The following is a 19437-nucleotide window of genomic DNA, read 5'->3' on the forward strand; positions in this document are numbered from 1 at the left end:
CTTCAATCACATTAAATCAGTCATTTCTTCTAACAGTAGCGAATCTTCCATATCCATTAACACAGGAGAACCCAATTGTTTTAGCAAGACAAATGTAGCACCGCCATGGACGGACTTTTTATCAGTTTTCATCAAATGGAGCAATACTTCTTTTTCAAGCTGCTGAGGTATAGTTGTTTGATAACCTAAAGAGGAAACCCATTGTATGAACTCGTTAAGGTTAAAATCCAGATCCTGTTTCTTCTGACTTAATTTCAGGGCGTAGACCATTCCTATTAAAATGGATTCGCCATGAGTAAAGTTACCATATCCCATAGAGCCTTCAATAGCATGACCAAGTGTATGACCAAAATTTAAATAGGCACGGATACCCGTTTCTTTTTCGTCCTTTTCTACGATGGATGCTTTTATGCTTATCCCTTTTGTAATCATGATTAGAAATTGCTCATCCGTTACATTGGTGAGATCCACAATATTCAACCTTAACCATCGGTAAAAGTCTTCATCAGCAATCAAGGAATGCTTAATTACTTCGGCAAAACCCGAACGTAACTCTTGTAATGGAAGCGTATGTAAAAATTCAAGGTCATAAAAGACCGCTTCAGGCTGGTGAAAGGCACCAACCATATTTTTTCCTAGTGGATGGTTGATGGCAACCTTGCCACCAACAGCACTATCATGCGCAAGTAAAGTCGTCGGGATCTGGATAAACGGGATTCCCCTCATAAAAGTGGCCGCAACAAATCCAGCTAGGTCGCCGACTGCACCACCGCCAAGAGCAATAATCATTGACTTCCGATTAAGTCGTTGGGATAAGGCGTAGCTTTGGCACTCATAAAATACGTCAAATGTCTTAGCATGCTCCCCTTCCGGAACAACATGGTGCAACACCGGTTTTCCCGTCTTAATTAAAGCGCTTTTGACTGTCTGTAAATGCAATTCTGCTACTTTTTCATCCGTAATGATTAAAATCTTGCTTACATGACTATATTCATTGGAAATGAAATCGGATAATTCATGAATCGCATTCTTCCCTATTACAACCGGGTATTGCTTGGAAGCCGTTTTAATTTGTATGGATTCCATCGTTAAAACTCCTTTACTTCTTCCCGATAAGAATTTATGTATTCTTCCAATCGATCAAAGCGGTCTGAAGGAAATTGTTCCACGATTGCCGTCGCAAGTTCCCAGGCCACTACTGCCTCGGCAACCACGGCTGCAGCTGGCACAGCACAGCTATCAGAGCGCTCCACACTTGCTTCAAATACTTCCTTAGTATCGATATCAACGCTTTTCAACGGTTTATATAATGTCGGAATTGGCTTCATGACACCACGTACAACAATCGGCATACCAGTCGTCATCCCGCCTTCAAAACCACCCAGGTGATTCGTTTTCCGATAGTAGCCCTTATCCTTGTCCCAAGCTATCTCATCATGAACATCACTACCGAATCGATGAGCCGCTTCGAATCCTATACCTATCTCGACACCTTTAAAAGCGTTAATGCTCATAATTGCCGCTGCAAGCTTAGCATCGAGTTTGCGGTCATAATGAACATAGCTTCCAACGCCCACTGGCATTCCTTCAACAATGACTTCCACAACGCCGCCGATTGAATCTCCCTTTTGTTTAGCATCATCAATGGCATCCTTCATTTGTTGCTCGACATTCTTATCAAAACATCTGACTGAAGATTCTTCCGTCACATGCTGTAACTGCTGAATCGACTCATATTGAGGAGGATCAGCCTTTATACCACCGATTTCAAGTACATGTGATGCCACTTCAATTCCTAACAAAGCCAGTAATTTTTTAGCTACTGCACCTGCTGCCACACGCACGGTCGTTTCGCGGGCCGATGAGCGCTCCAAAACGTTCCGTAAATCACGATGACCGTATTTAATGCCACCATTCAAGTCTGCATGACCTGGACGTGGACGCGTAATTTTGCGTTTGATCTCTTCAGCTTCTTCCTCTGATAGACCTTCACTTCCCATGATCTTGGTCCAATGCTTCCAATCGTCATTCTCGACTACCAATGCGATCGGTGATCCCAACGTGTAACCATGTCTGATTCCAGAAGATATGAAGGCTTGATCCTTTTCAATCTGCATTCTTCTTCCTCGGCCATGCCCTTTTTGCCGGCGACCCAAATCTTTGTTAATATCCTCATTTGTAATTGGCATACCCGCTGGTAAACCTTCAATAATAGTAGTTAGCTGCGGACCATGTGATTCTCCCGCTGTTAAATATCTCATTTTCCTGCCCCCTTTTAGCACTTTAAAGGATTTATGTATCAATATAACACAATTTTATGAAAAGTGGGAATACAGTTAAAGCAAAATCAATATTTCTTTATATTTCAACACTTTTCTTTTATTATTTTACATGTTCTCAAACAATTTCGATATAGTTTAATCTTTCCCAAGCTAACATTTCACCCCCATCTTCTCTCTCAGCTTACCAAAAATGGCCCTTTAGTCCAATAACGTATATAGAAAAGAGAACTGAATGTTCCATTCAGCCCTCTATACCGTAAATCTATTTACTTTTTCTTATAAAAGAATGTGTCTATGGTTTCAAATTCATATTTTCCCGGATTAAAAATCTGTTCTGTACTCCCCACAAAAAAGACACCACCACTTTTCAAAGATGCACTGAATTTATCATATAAAAGACACTTTGCGTCTTCAGTAAAATAAATCAAGACATTTCGACAGACGACTAAGTCAAAACCCTGTTCAAATCGATCTGCAAGTAGATTATGTTTCTTAAAGGTGACTGTTCGCTTAATTTCATCTTCAACACGATAAAAATCATCTTCTTTTTTAAAGTGCTTGTTCTTTATATCATCTGGCACTTCATTCAAAGAACGCTCAGGATACACCCCCATTTTGGCCCGGGCAATTACGTTTTCATCTAAATCCGTTGCCAATATTTCAATTTGGCTTAATGGAACAAGCTTCGATAAAATCATCGCAATTGTATATGGCTCTTCACCGGTTGAACAGGCAGCACTCCATATTTTTAATTTTTTTTTGCTGGCTAAGAGGGAAGGCAGGACTTTTTTCTCTAAAACTTCCCATCTCTTCGCATTCCGATAAAATTCCGAAACATTAATCGTCATTCTGTCTAAAAACTCATTTAATACTTTAGAATTGGACTGAATGTCTTTAAAATATTCCCGGAATGATCGATACCCTCTTTTCTCATACAGAGAGGTGAGACGACGTTTCATTTGCCCTTCCTTGTACAATGACAAATCAATGCCTGTCAACACTTTAATATTGCGAATAAACTCTTCATATTCTTGAGGCATTGCTGTGACTCCCCCGAACTTATTGATTTATGTCGTTCTTCTCTTTATATCGGAGTGGGCTTGGGATTCTTTAAATAATAATGCCGCTTTACGCCTTTAATTTCAATAACTGCAAAGATACAAAAAAAGCGGGTTCTGTCGAATCATTCGACAAAACCCGCTTTTATATTCTTACCTACCTAATTAGTAAACCCATTCGTTAGCGATTTTTGAATACTCAACTAGTTCTTCTTCTTTGAAGAATAAACCAATTTCACGTGCAGCGCTTTCAGCTGAGTCTGATCCGTGAATGATGTTTTTGCCTACAGTAACTGCGAAGTCGCCACGAATTGTAGCTGCTGCAGCATCTTTAGGATTAGTAGCACCCATCATTTGACGAGCAGTTGCAATTACGTTTTCACCTTCCCAAACCATTGCGAAAACAGGGCCTGAAGTGATGAAGTCCACTAATTCGCCGAAGAAAGGACGTTCTTTATGCTCTCCGTAATGTTGCTCAGCTAATTCCTGAGAGATAACCATTAATTTTGCTCCAGCTAATAGGAAGCCTTTCTTTTCGAAACGAGAAACGATTTCACCGATTAAATTACGTTGAACGCCGTCAGGCTTTACCATTAAAAATGTTTTTTCCATAATTGTCACTCCTAATATGTATCATAGTTATTTGCCTTTATAAGGCAATCCTTTTAGAATACTACCATGGTTTGTCCAGTTTCGCAACTGCAAGCTTTAAAACTTCCTTTTTCCGATGTTTTTTGCTATGTCAGATAATGTCTTCCTCGCCTTTATGGCGGGAAGTCCTTTCAATTCCGAGAAAGCCTTTTCTAAATAAAGGTCACTTATCTTAGCCGCTTGTTCAATGGCACCTGAAGACTTGATAGCTGTAATGATTTTCGATAAATCTTCTTTGGACATATCTTCCCTAACCGTTTCGATTAGCTTTTTAAGCATTGGGTCTTCCATTGCAATCAAAACGGGTAAGGTGATGTTTCCCTGTATCAAATCACTGCCTGCCGGCTTACCCAATTCTTCTTCAGATGCAGTGAAGTCCAGGATATCATCTGTTATTTGATAAGACATGCCAACATAATAACCAAATCTAAATAACTTTTGATGGATTTTTTCATCAACACCGGCAGCAATCGCCCCGAGCTGGCAGCTTGAAGCTATGAGTAACGCTGTTTTTCTCTTTATCCTTCGAAGATAAATTCGCCAGTTTTGATTGAAATTGTATTTATCCTTAATTTGCTCTATTTCCCCGAGGCACAATTCGACCATGGTATCCGCGAGAATCTTATGTGCAAGCGGGGTCTCAATCACTGCCATCATTTCCAGTGCTCTTGCAAAAATGAAGTCGCCGGTATACATGGCAACACGATTGTCCCATTTCGATTTAATAGTGGCAGACCCTCTGCGTAAATCCGCATCATCTACAACATCATCATGTACGAGTGAAGCCGTGTGTATCAGTTCCAATGTCGCTGCAACATGCTTGACTACATGGATATCATAATCGCCAAACTTCGCCCCTAAAAGGACGAATACCGGGCGAATACGTTTTCCACCTGATTGCAGTAAATGTAGTGAAGCTTCCCGCAAAACCGTGGAATCCGCTATAATTGCCGCTTCTAATTCTTTTTCAATTAATTGCAAATCTGTATTCAAGAAGGAATACATCATTCTATATTTCATAAATTCCACCCAGCTTTGTCCATTGCTTTTATGCTTTATTTAAAGGCTTATATCCGAAATGTGTTGCAGCAACGCCACCAAAATGCGCTTTATAACTCACTTTTTCCATGCCTGCCTGCTTAAACATACTTTCAAGTTTTTTCATACCCGGGAAATCGCGTGCAGATTCCTGAAGCCAAGAATATTCGTTATAGCTTTTAGCGAACAACTTGCCGAAAACCGGCATGATAAAACGAAAATAAAAGTAATAGCCCTGTTTAAAACCTAGCATCGTTGGCTGCGAGGTATCGAGACAAACGACCATTCCCCCAGGCTTTACCACTCGGTTTAATTCTTTAAGGACTTGCATGTAATCTGGCACATTCCGAAGGCCAAAGCCAATCGTTACGTAATCAAAGCTATTATCATCAAAAGGGAGTTCCATTGCATTACCATGCATAAGAGAAACATGATCCAATTTAAGATCTTTCACTTTTTGTTCGCCAATTTTCAGCATGTTCTTACTGAAATCCAACCCTATTACTTTTCCTTCCGGTCCGACTTCATTAGCGAGCGCAATGGTCCAATCCGCCGTTCCACAGCATACATCGAGTGCATGGGCGCCCTTTGGGACTTTCATGATATCCATGGTCGCCTTTCGCCATTTTAGATGCTGCTTAAAGCTGATGAGGGAATTCATCTTGTCATAATTTCCGTATATCTTTTCAAAAACATGATGAACTTTTTGCTCTTTAGACTGTTCCATGGCTCAACCTTCTTTCACACATGAATTCGCTTGATTCTTTGTTTGCTTAAGTATCTCGCTCACTCTTTGTAAGATTTCTTCATTTTTTTTTGTTACATTCCGAGAGGAAAGTTCTACAGCTTTACTTACATCTCTTAGACATCTATCTATTTCAATCTTTACTCGTTCTTCTTTTTCTGATGAATGGACGTCATTACGCTTACCTTCATCGATGATATTTCTCATGTTATCAAAGACAATCGATTGGCCAGTAAGCAAATAGTTTGTCTTTTCAGTCTGCAGTCGATTTAAAAGAAGCAGGTCTTCCGAAATCTCCATCCAATCAGGTCGTTTATAATATTCGGCCATTTTATAAACAAGTGAGGATTCGATTGCCTTTAACGTTTTTAGAAGTGTAGGAAGATCGCTTATGCATTTTTGATAAAGAATAATTTTATTATCGTTGATTTTCTTTATCGCACTTGAAAGTACGCGGATCATCTCAATGTTTCCGATACTCGCGAGCCCCTGATAATACAGGCCGCTATAGTAATCACCTGCAAGGACTTGTAATTGCCGATTTTTCAAAACCTGAGGCGTTTCCGGCCCATCGAATGAATTAGAGACGATTTCATGGGTATCAAGAGCAATTTGAACGAGCATGGTTGATTCAATGTATTGATCCCGTTCTTCGTTTAAAACGTCCAGATCATTAAACAAGCCCCAAAGCAATGTTAGTTTATTTTCATCAACTAATGGCTTTTGGATATATTTAAGTAAATAAGGATGTTGAGCCTTTTTTTCTATCGTTTGTTTTAATTGTCTTAAGTCATTCGTTATGTTTAACAATTGAGATCACCTTTGCATCCCCGAAAGATAATTTTTTCATACATATTCGTTTCTTTTCTGTGTAAAATACACATTATTATACCATAAAAACAATCAGTTGAAATGAACAACGTTTATAAAATGATACATCCCTGAATGGGAAGGAGCCCATCTTTTATTCTTTCTAACCAACTGGATGCAGAAGTTTTCTTAATTAAATGTGTGAACCAGGTGAGGAATAACCTTTTAGGTGAGAATCATTTACTTCACGGTTGGATTCTTTTTTGACTCACTTTCCATTTCACCGTAGGGAGTGTAAATCTTTGCATGTCCTCTTATTTTTATGGCCGATGTATGCTCCGTGAATTGAGCTATCATCACTTCCCCTGAGTCAAGCTTCTCAGAATGATGAAACTTGGTATCGGTCCCTCTTGTCAACCCAATCACGTTTACGCTATCTTCAATGGCTTTAATGACTACAAAATCACTTGAGAATTTTTCGTCCATTTCTATTCTCCCCCTATATCCTTAGTCTTTAATGAATGCCAATACTTCGGCCCGAGTACGATGGTCCTTTGCAAAAGACCCTCTCACCGCTGAGGTCACTGTTTTAGACCCTGGTTTTTTCACGCCCCGCATGGTCATACACATATGTTCAGCCTCCACTACAACCATCACACCATGTGGCTCCAGCTTCTCCATAATCGCATTTGCGACGGTCGATGTTATGCGTTCTTGCAATTGTGGTCGTTTTGAAACCGCCTCGACAGCTCTGGCTAACTTACTCAAGCCTGTCACTTTTCCGTTTTTAGGGATGTAAGCGACATGGGCTTTCCCGTAAAAAGGCACTAAATGATGCTCACAAACCGAGTAAAAAGGAATATCCTTCACAAGAACAAGCTCTTCATGATCTTCACCAAAAACCGTATCGAAATATTCTTTTGGATCCTGATTCAGCCCTGAAAATATTTCTTCATACATTCTAGCCACGCGCGCTGGAGTATCTAGTAACCCTTCTCTCCCAGGATCTTCCCCAACTGCCTCAAGAAGCATCTTCACCGCTTCTTCTATTTTTGCATGGTCGACATTTGCCATTCCCTTACCCCCTATTTAAATTGAACTAATATGTATTAGAAAAAAACACAAGACAAAACGCCTGGCATTTAATGTTCTTTCACCAAAAAGCTTTTTAACCCAGTATAAAGATCAATAAATAATTCATGTACCATTCATTGCATTCATTGATACTTATTATTATATTATCTTTTCTTCAGTATTCACTGCCTTTTATAATAGCATAGATAGAAATTAAGAAGCAAAAAAAGACCGCGTATGCACGCGGCCCTTTTTGTCGGTTAAGCACCCGTATGTAATGGTAAAATTACTTCACTGCATCTTTCAGTGCTTTACCAGGTTTGAAAGCTGGCACTTTGCTAGCTGCAATTTCGATTTCGTCACCAGTTTGTGGGTTACGACCTTTACGAGCCGCACGTTCACGAACTTCAAAGTTACCAAAACCGATCAATTGTACTTTATCTCCAGATTTTAGAGCTTCTAAGATTGTATCAAAAACAGCATCAACAGCTTTTGTAGCGTCTTTCTTAGAAATTTCAGTTGCTGTAACAACTTCATTAATTAATTCTGTTTTGTTCATGCCATTCACCTCCTCCCAAAAGGATCTTTATAAAAAATCATTATTACAACACGATAATAGTGATTTGATATTTAATTCAATGGGAACTTTTCCTACTGCTAACCATGTGTAACCTATCTTGAATAATTTTTCAAAAGGACACATCAGCTAAGTTAAAAATAGGTTGAAACCGCTGTTATAACGCGTTTTCTGTATGTAGATTATCACAAATCCTATTCGCTTAGCAAGGGAATTCAAAAAATAATGGGAATCTTTTCATAAAAAATTGTATAATTTATAAATTTTGTCTCCCGCTAATCATCATTTCCCTTTTTTATAGAAAGTAAACTCCTAATCCCACTGAAAATCGCATAACACTAGGGTTTTTAGAGATTCCATTAAAAACTTACTAAAAAATCGTATCGGTCAGATTCTTTTTACCCTTATAAGGACTGATGGAATCCTAACAATAAAAAGACCAATCCGACGAACGGAATTGGTCCCATTTAATAATACGGTTCCTTATAAAATGATCGCTATTAAACCACCACTACCTTCATTGATGATTCTTTCAAGCGTCTCCTTCAACTTATACCGAGCATTATCTGGCATCATGGCTAGTTTCACCTGAATTCCTTCTCTAACATATGAGCTTAGGCTTCGGCCAAAGATATCGGAATTCCAAATGGAGAGTGGATTATCTTCGAAATCCTGCATTAAATACCTGACTAATTCTTCACTTTGCTTCTCCGTACCAATGATCGGTGAAAACTCTGATTCGACATCTACCTTTATCATATGAATAGATGGGGCAACCGCCTTTAACCTGACCCCGAACCTGGCTCCCTGACGAATGATTTCCGGCTCATCCAAGCTCATATCGTTCAAAGATGGAGCCGCTACACCATATCCGGTTTGCTTAACCATCCTTAAAGCATCTGCTACTTGATCATATTCGGCCTTGGCATATGCAAAGTCCTGCATAAGGGATAGGAGGTGATCCTTGCCACGTATCTCGACACCGACAATTTCCTTCAGGATATCGTCGTAGAGTTCATCTGGGGCATATAAGTCGATTTCAGCCACACCCTGCCCCATTTCTATCCCCGCGAGTGCAGCATGGTCAATAAATTCAAACTCATTGAAATGCCCGACTACCCGGTCAACATCCCGTAGACGTTTGATGTCTTTTACAGTCTCTTTGACCGCTTCCTGATAGCTTTCCCTTAACCAATGGTCTTCTCGGAGGACCATTACCCAACTCGGAAGGTTGACGTTGACTTCAAGAACCGGAAACTCATAGAGAGCTTCACGAAGCACACTGTATACATCCGATTCGCGCATCCCTTCCACACTCATCGCCAATACAGGGATATCGTACTTTTCCTGTAAAGAATCCCTCAGTGCCACCGTATTTGGATGATGGGGTTGCACTGAATTAATGACGATAATAAACGGCTTTCCAACCTCTTTCAATTCTTCGATGACCCTTTCCTCGGCCTCTAAATAATCACTGCGGGGAATTTCACCAATTGTCCCGTCTGTTGTAACCACAATCCCTAAAGTCGAGTGATCCTGGATTACCTTCCGTGTACCAATTTCTGCTGCTTCATTGAAAGGGATCGGTTCTTCGTACCATGGAGTATGAATCATACGGGGCCCATTTTCATCTTCATACCCTTTGGCCCCAGGTATTGTATACCCTACACAATCGACTAATCGAATGTTCACTTCTAGACCTTCCGCTACCTGAATGGAGGCTGCCTGGTTAGGCACGAACTTAGGTTCAGTCGTCATGATTGTTCTTCCCGCTGCACTTTGCGGCAGTTCATCTTGAGCTCTTGCTCGGTCTGCTTCTGACGGTATATTCGGAATAACAACAAGCTCCATGAATTTTTTTATAAATGTGGATTTCCCTGTCCTGACAGCTCCAACTACACCTAAATATATGTCTCCACCGGTTCTTTCAGCAATATCTTTAAAAATATCTACCTTTTCCAAGGTATCCCCTCCCGAATTAGCGTTTTGGGATCACGATTATCCATTTACTCATGTTTAGGACACTATATGTCTATGATGTTGTCCGAAAAATTTATTCCGATTATTCCCGTACCCATACCTTCCTCCACCAACAGATTTTATATAAGGGTTTTTATTTTAAAAGTAAGATAAAATGAAGATAAAGAAATAACCCTTCCCCTACAATATATTTTGTAGAAGAAGGGTTATGACTATTTTGTGAGAAATATTGGGCTTTTACTTTTTTCATCGATGGTATATGGCAGTGAATAAGCTGGAACGAATTCCGAACTATCCACAAGAAGTTCCCGAATATCTTCTCCCGTCTTGATTCTTCCATCATGCTGCTGCAGTACATCATATAAATCCGGTGTGTAATCAACATAAAGATTTCCATCCCCATCCACCACTAAATAAAGATCCTTTTGTGAATAGGGGCTCGTAACAGTTGGTGCTTCCTTTAGACCCATCTTTTTATAATCAAGCGTAAAGACATTTTCCGATATCCTCTCTTTATAAGGGGGATACCCGTTACTTTGCTGATATGCCTGCAACCGTAAAGAAATATCTTGAATTTTCTGGGCCATCCGGACATCCAAAAGTTTCACCGTCGGATCGTTCTCTACGTTCACTAGGACATATTGAAAAACCCCTCCCGATTCATAAGCATTATCAGGCGGTTCCGCCATATACCTTGGTGAGATTTTCGTGAACTTGATTACATACTTTTGATAAATCGGAGTGTCCGCTTCTTTCGTCACAATGGGAAGAATCCCGCCTTCGTCTTCCTTAAATTGATCAACAGCGCTTTGAACGGATTGAATTTGTTCTTTATATGGTAATTGATTTTGAACTTTTTGCTTCTGAGGATACAAACAGCCTGTCAATAATCCAGAGATGCATAATAAACATAATATTTTGAAAGAATTTCTCATCATATCTCCTCACCTATTAAGTGGTTGGGCCGCTCAGAACAACGATAAGGATGATCAAGCCGGCTAGAAGCATAAGTATGTATGCAATAATTGCTGTTAAGCCTTTCCAGATTCCTTTTAGTTTATAACGACTTCCATAAATAAGTAGGATAGAGATAACCATAAAGCCCATCGCTATAAAGGATATCCACATTTTTTGCAGAGCTGGTGTCATATCATCTTCACTCCTTTTTCCAGAAATTATTATAACATACCAAATTACGTTAAAGGTATTAAATCGTTGTCCAAACTGTTTAAATTATTGCTCAATTAGCTTTTTCGTTTAAAAATAATGTTTAAAAAGTTAAGAAAAGAATAACCAGTTTGACAAAATAACAGCCCAGCAAAAACTTTTTTCATGAAGGATGCTATAGTCATTCACTTAGCCGAAAAGAAGCCAACACATGGTTTTGAATTGTTTCATAGCCCAATAGAAACAATGGCACTTCCACGCGTCCAAAACCCTCTTGTGGAGTCACGATTCGAGTGATGATGAGTTCCCTTGGTTAACATTTACTGCTGACAGGGGAAAAACTTGAACATATGAAGGATATTTCTCCATAAAAAAAAGCAGAAGATAATAAGATATCTTCTGCCATTTGACTAAATCCCCCGTGCCGAGGTCAAATTACTAGTTTACTTTCGTTGCATTGTATGCTGATACCTTGTAACTCGCATCCTCAAATGCCCATTTTAATGAAATTCTTTTAACAGATTTACAGTCCATGGAATTATTTTTCCTGTCTATTATCCAATATGTTAAAAAGTTCTTCCATTTCATTGGTTTTTGAACGGTTCATCAAGAGATCAACAGCCTTCTTCACTTCTTCCCCATTAAATAACACACGATATAGGGCTTCAGTGATTGGCATGTTCACATCATACTTATGAGCTAGCTGATAGGCTGCTTTAGTCGTTCTGACACCTTCAACGACCATACCCATATTTTCTAATACTTCTTCTAGGTTTTGCCCTTTACCAAGCAAATTTCCGGCTCTCCAGTTCCGAGAGTGCACGCTTGTACATGTCACAATCAAATCGCCGATGCCAGCTAAACCTGAAAATGTAAGGGGATTGGCACCCATTGCAACTCCTAGTCGAGAAATTTCCGCCAGTCCACGCGTAATCAAGGCAGCCTTTGCATTATCCCCATAACCCAAACCATCCGTTATTCCGGCAGCCAAAGCTATGATGTTCTTCAAGGCTCCTCCGATTTCAACACCAACCAAATCCGGGTTCGTATAGACACGGAAAGAATGATTGATAAAAAGGTCTTGAACCTTTTCTGCGGCTTTCATATTTTTAGATGATACGGCAACCGTTGTTGGATGGCGCTTACTTACCTCTTCAGCATGGCTTGGCCCAGAAAGGACCACTATATCTTTAAGCCATTCCGGCGAAGAGACTTCTTCAATCATCTCGGAAATACGAAGTAGAGAATCTGGCTCGATACCTTTACTCACATGTACAATCGTTAACGGAATATCGTGAACCGCTTCAATTTGCCCAAGCACTTCACGATAGGCTTTAGTCGGAACAGCCAAAATAACGATTTCAATGCCACTTAAAGCCTTCTCCATGGAGGAATAGCCCTTAATCCCCAATGGCAGCTCAATGCCTGGCAAATATTTATTATTGGTATGTTCTACATTTATTTCATCAATCTGCTTCGGGTTATGTCCCCATAATCTCACTTCATGCTGGTTATCGGCTAACACCATGGCTAGAGCGGTTCCCCAGCTACCGGCACCAATAACAGCGATGCTTTCTTTTTCATTCACCATTGTACATACCGCCTTTCTATTTTCTTTGGCGTCCAAAAATCCGTATCGGCGTTCCTTCGAATCCAAAGGCATCCCGAATACGATTTTCTAAAAATCTCTCATATGAGAAATGCATTAACTCTGGATCATTAACGAATACAACGAAAGTAGGCGGCTTGATTGCCACTTGTGTCGCATAGTAAATTTTCAAACGGTTACCATTATGTGTAGGTGTTGGATTCATGGCCACTGCATCCATAACCACTTCATTCAGGATATTTGTTTGAACGCGTATAGCATGGTTTTCGCTAGCTCGATCAATGACCGGCAACAATGTATGCGTGCGTTTCTTAGTTAGGGCAGATAGATAAATAATCGGAGCGTAATCAAGGAATTGGAAATTATCCCGGATTTTTTCTTCAAATTCCTTCATCGTCTTTTCGTCTTTCTCGATGGCATCCCATTTATTGACCACGATGATAACCGCTCTACCCGCTTCATCAGCATATCCAGCAATTTTCTTGTCCTGTTCGCGGATGCCTTCCTCCGCATTCAGAACGACAAGAACAACATCAGAGCGTTCAATTGCTCTTAAAGCACGAAGAACACTATATTTCTCTGTGCTTTCATACACTTTCCCTTTTTTCCTCATACCTGCCGTATCAATGATGACATACTCTTTGCCATTGAATTTGTACGGTGAATCAATTGCATCACGTGTCGTACCTTCGATATCACTTACGATAACACGTTCTTCCCCCAATAAAGCATTCACTAGGGATGATTTACCGACATTTGGGCGTCCGATCAGACTGAATTTGATTACGTCGTCAGCATAATCCTGGCCACCGTATTTAGGGAAATGTTTAGCGGCTTCATCCAACAGATCACCAAGCCCCAGTCCATGTGAACCTGAAATTGGGAATGGATCGCCAAAACCTAGAGCATAGAAATCATAAATTTGATCTCTCATTTCTGGGTTGTCCACTTTATTGACAGCAAGAACGACTGGCTTTTTCGATCTATAGAGGATTTTAGCAACCTCTTCATCTGCTGGAGTTACACCTTCACGTCCATTCGTCATGAAGATGATAACATCTGCTTCATCAATGGCGATTTCAGCCTGCGAACGAATTTGTTCCAGGAATGGCTCATCACCGATGTCGATTCCACCTGTATCAATGATATTAAAGTCATGAGTTAACCATTCACCTGAACTATAAATCCTGTCTCTTGTTACTCCTGGAACGTCCTCAACGATTGAAACACGTTCTCCCACTATTCTATTAAAGATTGTTGATTTACCAACGTTTGGCCGACCAACTATCGCAATTACCGGTTTTGGCATTGCTATTCACCCTTTCTGCTACTATATCTCTGTCAAAGTCACGAAATTCATGAATGCATTCTTTTAATATTTCATCTGCACTGTGATTTTCATTAATTCCTTTTTAAGGAAAAGGCTGTATGGATCATCATATAAAGGAAACTTCCATCAGTACAAGAAAATACCTATACTGTTGGCAAGTTAAACGTATCAAGTATATACAGGCATGAGTCCGCCTATCCCCTTGTTCCTAAGAGAACATATGGCAAATCCGCTGCTTGCTAAACATGATTAAAAACAGCCAAGAAAAAATGAAGACAGCCAAAAAACACCTTCGGCAACAGCTTCCATTTAATATAATTAGAGCACTTTACGATTTATCTACAGACCTCTAACTATCCTATAGTACCAAATTTCTCACTAATCAACAATGATTGTATGCATAAAAGCCCATTCTCCTACAATATTCCCCGCAAAAACTCCTTATGAAAAGTATTATATTAAACAAATTTTCATCCTATCTATTGGGTAAAGTTCTCCTTCCTTTCCTCCGACAATACCCTTGCTTGTGATGATGCAAAAATATATCCACATAAGACCTCGAGCAATCGCCAAAGAGCATTGGTCGTCAATACCATGACTACATTATCATGCCATGCATAAGATAGCGCCACGTAAGTCATCGAATGGAAATGAAGGAGGCCTGAATACACAAGATCGCCCAGCGTCATTCCTAACAACAGTACCGACATGCGCGATTTCCAGTCTTTAAACAGTAAGAGAATCAAATAATTCAGGAAAATGCAAAGAAGATAGGGCGCCTTGATAAATAGCCAAATGGGATCTAGTAAAGAGAACAACTGAAAACTTGCATAGGCCAGAGTGACAATCAAACTTCCTATAACAAGCTCTATTGTTTTCAAGGGAGATCGCTTTCTTATGTATACACACAGAATAAGAAAAAGATATAGCCCACTAATATGCATAGTAAAGGAGGATACCTCAAGGGTATATCCCACAAGGACCATGATAGCTAACAGATGGAAAAGGAAATCGAATCGATAGGCAACGGTTTTAGGAATAAAAAACATGACACATACCCACACTATCCATGAAACCCAATAAAAAAATATTCCATCCATAATAGCTTCTCCCCTTTTTAAGAAACATTATGGGTTATTTATGGTAAGAATAAACATGGCGATTTTTTTGATAAGTTACTAAATGCATGCCTGACAATAAAGGAGGTGTAATCTCGTGGGCAAAGACCGCCAAGAAAAGAAATTAAGGGAAAGCAAACGTTTGGAATCGGATCGGGACCAGTCCCTCGATAAAAAAGGGGCAACCAAGCTGGAAAGTCCTGAAGATGCAAGAAATAGAAACCATTGACCACTAAAAAAAGAGCACCTCTATTGTCATGATAACAATAGATGGTGCTTCTTTTATTGTCATTTTGCATAGGAAGTGCAGTCTATCCCTCTTTGAGTCAACCAGTGATAGGTATCACCGGAGATCACGACCTTTGCCTTTCTAAGCTCGGAAATATTAATAGCACCAAGTGCCGTCATAATAATCTTAAAATCGTCATGTATGTAATTTATTTCCCTAATTAGCTGCTCTAAACCGCTTTCTTTGTGCACCTTCAAGAAATGGCCAGCTATCCCTATTCCTCTTGCTCCTAAAGCTAAGCTTTTGGCAATCTCTAAAGGATTCTGAATACCGCCTGAACCCACGACTGACAATGCGGGTGAAACATTTACCGCTTCTACTATGGAAGCAGCAGTGGGAATACCCCATTCATTAAAATATCCGAGTATTTTGGAGCGTCTTTCATTTTCAATCCTAGCAAAATTCGTTCCACCGAAACCGCCCACATCTATTATGGAAACTCCAACAGAATGCAATTGCTCTACGGTTTCCTTACTCATGCCAAACCCTACTTCTTTTATTATGAGTGGAACTCCTAAATTTTTATTGATTTCTTCTATCCTAGACAGTATACCTGCAAAATCCCTATCTCCTTCAGGCATGGTCAACTCTTGAATGGCATTGATATGAATCTGGAATGCATCAGCCTCAATCATATCGCTCGCTCGCTTTGCTTGTTCAACAGTGGCTTCACCACCAAGATTTCCAATGAGGATTCCATTAGGATTCTCTTGTCTTACCACTTTATATGAAGCTTCCTGACTTGGATCTTTAATGGCTCCCATTTGTGAACCGACTGCCATTGCCATTCCAGTTTCCCTGGCAGCAATGGCCAGTTCCCTATTGATTTTTTCAGTTTCCAGTCCACCGCCGCCGGTCATGGCATTTATGGAAATTGGCGAACTTAATGTAAGTCCGCCAATTTCCACCGTAATATCCACATTATCCAATGAAATCCCAGGTAAGCTTTGGTGAACAAACGAAACATCTTCAAACCCGGATTTACGTTGCTGGCCTGTTTTCAATGCAATGTTTATATGGTCTAATTTTCGTTGTGCTCTCTCCAAGGCTCTCTCCAATTATTATCTTATTTTAGTTTTTTTAATTGATCGCCAATCATTTCACCAAGCTGGAACCCTTTTGTTTCAGCTGGAATTTCATAATCCGACGAGTAATTAGATTGTGGATCTTCCAGTTCTTTAATGCTTAATGATAACCGTTGATCCGCTTCATTGACGTCCAAAATCTTCACTTTGACCGACTGACCCTCTTGCAGGACTTCCTGCGGTGTTGCTATATGTTTGTGAGATATTTGTGAAATATGGACCAATCCTTCCACTCCGGGAAAGATTTCAACAAAGGCACCGAAGGAAACAAGACGTTTAACTACACCTTCTTGTATCGATCCTTTTGCTGCTTTATCAGCGATATCCACCCATGGTCCAGGAAGGGTATCCTTTATGGATAAAGAAATTCTCTCGTTATCACGGTCAATCGAAAGAACTTTCACCTGTACTTTATCGCCTTCAGTCACGACATCTGACGCTTTATCGACATGTTGGTGAGACAGTTGAGAAATATGAACAAGTCCGTCTACGCCACCAATATCAACAAAAGCTCCGAAATCGGTTATTCTTTGTACAGTTCCCTCAATCACTTGGCCACTTTCAATTCCATCAAGAACACTAGCTTTCTGCTTTTCCTTTTGCTCCTGTACAACTGCCCGATGGGAAAGAATCAAACGGTTCTTATCCTTCTCTAGTTCGACAATCTTGAATGTTAAAGTTCGGTTTTTGTAATCAGAAAAGTCCTCAACAAAGTAGTCTTCTACTAAAGAAGCTGGAACAAAACCACGTACGCCTAGATCTACAACAAGTCCGCCTTTGACAACATCTTTGATTTCTGCTTCAAATACGACTCCATTTTCAAATTTTTCTTCTAGGTCATCCCACGCTTTAAGAGCATCAATTTTACGTTTTGATAGAATAAGAGCTTCTTCTTCCACTTTGATAACTTCAAGCTCTAAGATGTCTCCTTCTGAAACGGCATCAGATGCTTTTTCGACATGCAGGCTTGACAACTCACTGATAGGAATGATTCCACCGGACTTGCTGTTTTCCACATCGACAATGACCTGTTTTTCTTCTACCTTTGAAACGGTTGCTTTAACTTGATCCCCAACATTGTAATTGTTCACTTCTACTTGATTCATATCTTCTGTCATTACTAACTCCTCCTTAACCCATGACTGATCAGCAAATTCATCGGCCATATATTTTATTTAAAGTGATTGGATAAATACACTTTTTATAAAGATAAACCAGCCTCTTTTTAGAGTAAAAAGGTCAAATTACCTTTTTTATTCCTATAAAGGAATATTACCCCTAATTTATAAATTCTAACAAAATCAGTGAATTGTCAAGCGGAAAGGATTATTTATGTTCAGAAATCAATTTTCCGATATGCGCCATAACGATCTTGGTCGCTTCATCAGCTGAAATCCTTTTCTCCCGATATTCTGTAAAGTCAATTGGTGGGCCGTAAACGACCTTTAGAGGGCGCAATAATTTATATGGTCCAATTATCGCACAAGGAATTATCACAGCTTCGGATCGCAATGCGAAAAAACCGGCTCCTGCCAATCCTTCTTGCAATTCACCCGTTTTGCTTCTGGTACCTTCGGGAAATAGCCCAAGTACTTTGCCTTCTTTTAAAAGCTTCAGCCCTTTTCTAAGTGATTCCCGATCGCTATTTCCCCGCTTTACGGGAAAAGCGTTTACCCTAGGTAATATACCCTTTAATATAGGTGCATGAAACAACTCTTCCTTCGCCATGAAGTGAATATCCCTAGGAGACGTCATTCCGACGACGGGCGGGTCCAAATTATCAATGTGATTGGCACAAATCAGCACCCCTCCCTCTTCAGGTATATTTTCCTTCCCTAACGTTTTAACCCTATAAGCAGGCATTAAAACGCCTTTTACGACGTTTTTACCAAAAGTATAAAAATCCAAGGTCATCTTTTCCTTTCTTCTATCAATGACATGATACTTTCTGCCACTTCTTGGATGGATAGCGAAGTCGTGTCAATCTCGACAGCATCCTCTGCCTTTTTCAAAGGGGAAACTTCTCTCTCGGAGTCGAGCTTGTCCCTAGTTGCAATTTCTTCTTTTAAGATCTCAATATCAGAAGGGAATCCTTTTAGTAGATTTTCCTGATGTCTTCGCTGAGCCCTTTCATCCACAGAAGCAATTAGGAATACCTTAACCTCGGCATTCGGCAGTACATGGGTACCTATATCTCTGCCGTCCATGACCACTCCGCCATTTTCACCAAACATTTGCTGCCTTCTAACCATTTCTTCCCGAATGCTTCTGTGCTTTGCCACTTCTGAGACAGACCCAGTCACTTCATTGTTTCTAATTTGAGCGGTAACATCCTCATTATCCACAAACACCAATTGTCCCGCTTCACTCGGTCTTAAAGATATATCGGTATCAATCAACATATTGAATAAAGCGTTCTCATCATTCAGGGCAACCCCGTGATTCAACGCTTTATAAGTTAATGACCGGTACATCGCACCTGTATCTACATATATGTAATTGAACTTTTCTGCAACAATTTTTGCAACCGTACTTTTTCCAGCAGCAGCTGGTCCATCGATTGCAACTGATAATTTTTTTGTCATAAATCCTCCCAAGAATCCTACGATCATGATGATAGTTTA

General features: G+C 40.0%; 21 protein-coding genes. 1 reads left to right on the top strand and 20 read right to left on the bottom strand.

Going from position 1 to position 19437, the window contains the following annotated elements; translation table 11 throughout:
- Positions 1-6: 6 nt before the first annotated feature.
- From aroB to AC503W_RS12060, 16 genes are all read right to left on the bottom strand, one after another.
- Positions 7-1086: a 3-dehydroquinate synthase gene (gene aroB, locus AC503W_RS11985; protein ID WP_402956694.1), complete on the bottom strand. Its 1080-nt coding sequence runs from the start codon at positions 1084-1086 to the stop codon at positions 7-9.
- Positions 1087-1088: 2 nt separating this feature from the next.
- Entirely contained in the window at positions 1089-2261 is a 1173-nt protein-coding gene (gene aroC, locus AC503W_RS11990; RefSeq protein WP_427686910.1) for a chorismate synthase, read from the bottom strand.
- Between the two features lie 287 nt (positions 2262-2548).
- On the bottom strand, positions 2549-3322 hold the full coding sequence (locus tag AC503W_RS11995) for a CheR family methyltransferase (protein ID WP_407406976.1): 774 nt from the start codon (positions 3320-3322) through the stop codon (positions 2549-2551).
- 183 nt (positions 3323-3505) lie between these two features.
- Complete coding sequence (gene ndk, locus AC503W_RS12000) at positions 3506-3952, bottom strand: nucleoside-diphosphate kinase (protein WP_402869169.1); 447 nt, start codon at positions 3950-3952, stop codon at positions 3506-3508.
- A 96-nt stretch (positions 3953-4048) separates the two neighbouring features.
- Complete coding sequence (hepT, locus tag AC503W_RS12005) at positions 4049-5011, bottom strand: heptaprenyl diphosphate synthase component II (protein ID WP_402956690.1); 963 nt, start codon at positions 5009-5011, stop codon at positions 4049-4051.
- A 28-nt stretch (positions 5012-5039) separates the two neighbouring features.
- Entirely contained in the window at positions 5040-5756 is a 717-nt protein-coding gene (locus AC503W_RS12010; protein ID WP_402869172.1) for a demethylmenaquinone methyltransferase, read from the bottom strand.
- A 3-nt stretch (positions 5757-5759) separates the two neighbouring features.
- Positions 5760-6584: a heptaprenyl diphosphate synthase component 1 gene (locus AC503W_RS12015; protein ID WP_407406973.1), complete on the bottom strand. Its 825-nt coding sequence runs from the start codon at positions 6582-6584 to the stop codon at positions 5760-5762.
- A gap of 240 nt (positions 6585-6824) precedes the next feature.
- On the bottom strand, positions 6825-7070 hold the full coding sequence (gene mtrB / locus AC503W_RS12020) for a trp RNA-binding attenuation protein MtrB (protein ID WP_402869175.1): 246 nt from the start codon (positions 7068-7070) through the stop codon (positions 6825-6827).
- Positions 7071-7091: 21 nt separating this feature from the next.
- Positions 7092-7658 (bottom strand): GTP cyclohydrolase I FolE, encoded by a 567-nt coding sequence (gene folE, locus AC503W_RS12025; RefSeq protein ID WP_402869176.1) that lies wholly within the window; start codon positions 7656-7658, stop codon positions 7092-7094.
- Between the two features lie 286 nt (positions 7659-7944).
- Entirely contained in the window at positions 7945-8217 is a 273-nt protein-coding gene (locus AC503W_RS12030) for an HU family DNA-binding protein (protein WP_318683240.1), read from the bottom strand.
- 501 nt (positions 8218-8718) lie between these two features.
- Positions 8719-10197, bottom strand: coding sequence for a stage IV sporulation protein A (gene spoIVA, locus AC503W_RS12035; protein WP_402869179.1), 1479 nt, complete (start codon positions 10195-10197; stop codon positions 8719-8721).
- 230 nt (positions 10198-10427) lie between these two features.
- Positions 10428-11150, bottom strand: a complete 723-nt coding sequence (locus tag AC503W_RS12040) for a YphF family lipoprotein (protein WP_427686907.1) — start codon at positions 11148-11150, stop codon at positions 10428-10430.
- 16 nt (positions 11151-11166) lie between these two features.
- A complete protein-coding gene (locus AC503W_RS12045; protein ID WP_402869182.1) occupies positions 11167-11364 on the bottom strand; it encodes a DUF2768 domain-containing protein in 198 nt (65 codons plus the stop codon).
- A gap of 556 nt (positions 11365-11920) precedes the next feature.
- Positions 11921-12973 carry an NAD(P)H-dependent glycerol-3-phosphate dehydrogenase gene (locus AC503W_RS12050; RefSeq protein WP_402869184.1) on the bottom strand — a complete coding sequence of 351 codons (1053 nt, stop codon included), beginning with the start codon at positions 12971-12973 and terminating at the stop codon, positions 11921-11923.
- A gap of 16 nt (positions 12974-12989) precedes the next feature.
- Entirely contained in the window at positions 12990-14300 is a 1311-nt protein-coding gene (gene der / locus AC503W_RS12055; protein WP_402869186.1) for a ribosome biogenesis GTPase Der, read from the bottom strand.
- Positions 14301-14800: 500 nt separating this feature from the next.
- Positions 14801-15421, bottom strand: a complete 621-nt coding sequence (locus tag AC503W_RS12060; RefSeq protein WP_427650631.1) for a YphA family membrane protein — start codon at positions 15419-15421, stop codon at positions 14801-14803.
- Positions 15422-15536: 115 nt separating this feature from the next.
- Between AC503W_RS12060 and AC503W_RS12065 the strand changes: the two genes are divergently transcribed.
- Positions 15537-15668: a YpzI family protein gene (locus AC503W_RS12065; RefSeq protein WP_402869190.1), complete on the top strand. Its 132-nt coding sequence runs from the start codon at positions 15537-15539 to the stop codon at positions 15666-15668.
- Between the two features lie 59 nt (positions 15669-15727).
- Here the strand turns inward: AC503W_RS12065 and fni are convergent, their stop codons facing one another.
- From fni to cmk, 4 genes are all read right to left on the bottom strand, one after another.
- The gene (fni, locus tag AC503W_RS12070; protein ID WP_427686905.1) at positions 15728-16774 is read right to left on the bottom strand and encodes a type 2 isopentenyl-diphosphate Delta-isomerase; all 1047 of its coding nucleotides are present in this window, start codon (positions 16772-16774) and stop codon (positions 15728-15730) included.
- Between the two features lie 20 nt (positions 16775-16794).
- Positions 16795-17931, bottom strand: a complete 1137-nt coding sequence (gene rpsA / locus AC503W_RS12075; protein ID WP_402869194.1) for a 30S ribosomal protein S1 — start codon at positions 17929-17931, stop codon at positions 16795-16797.
- 208 nt (positions 17932-18139) lie between these two features.
- A complete protein-coding gene (locus AC503W_RS12080; RefSeq protein WP_402956676.1) occupies positions 18140-18727 on the bottom strand; it encodes a lysophospholipid acyltransferase family protein in 588 nt (195 codons plus the stop codon).
- Complete coding sequence (gene cmk / locus AC503W_RS12085) at positions 18724-19398, bottom strand: (d)CMP kinase (RefSeq protein ID WP_402869198.1); 675 nt, start codon at positions 19396-19398, stop codon at positions 18724-18726. The genes AC503W_RS12080 and cmk overlap by 4 nt, the downstream gene beginning before the upstream one ends.
- Positions 19399-19437: the final 39 nt, after the last annotated feature.

The organism is Peribacillus suis, assembly GCF_059384845.1.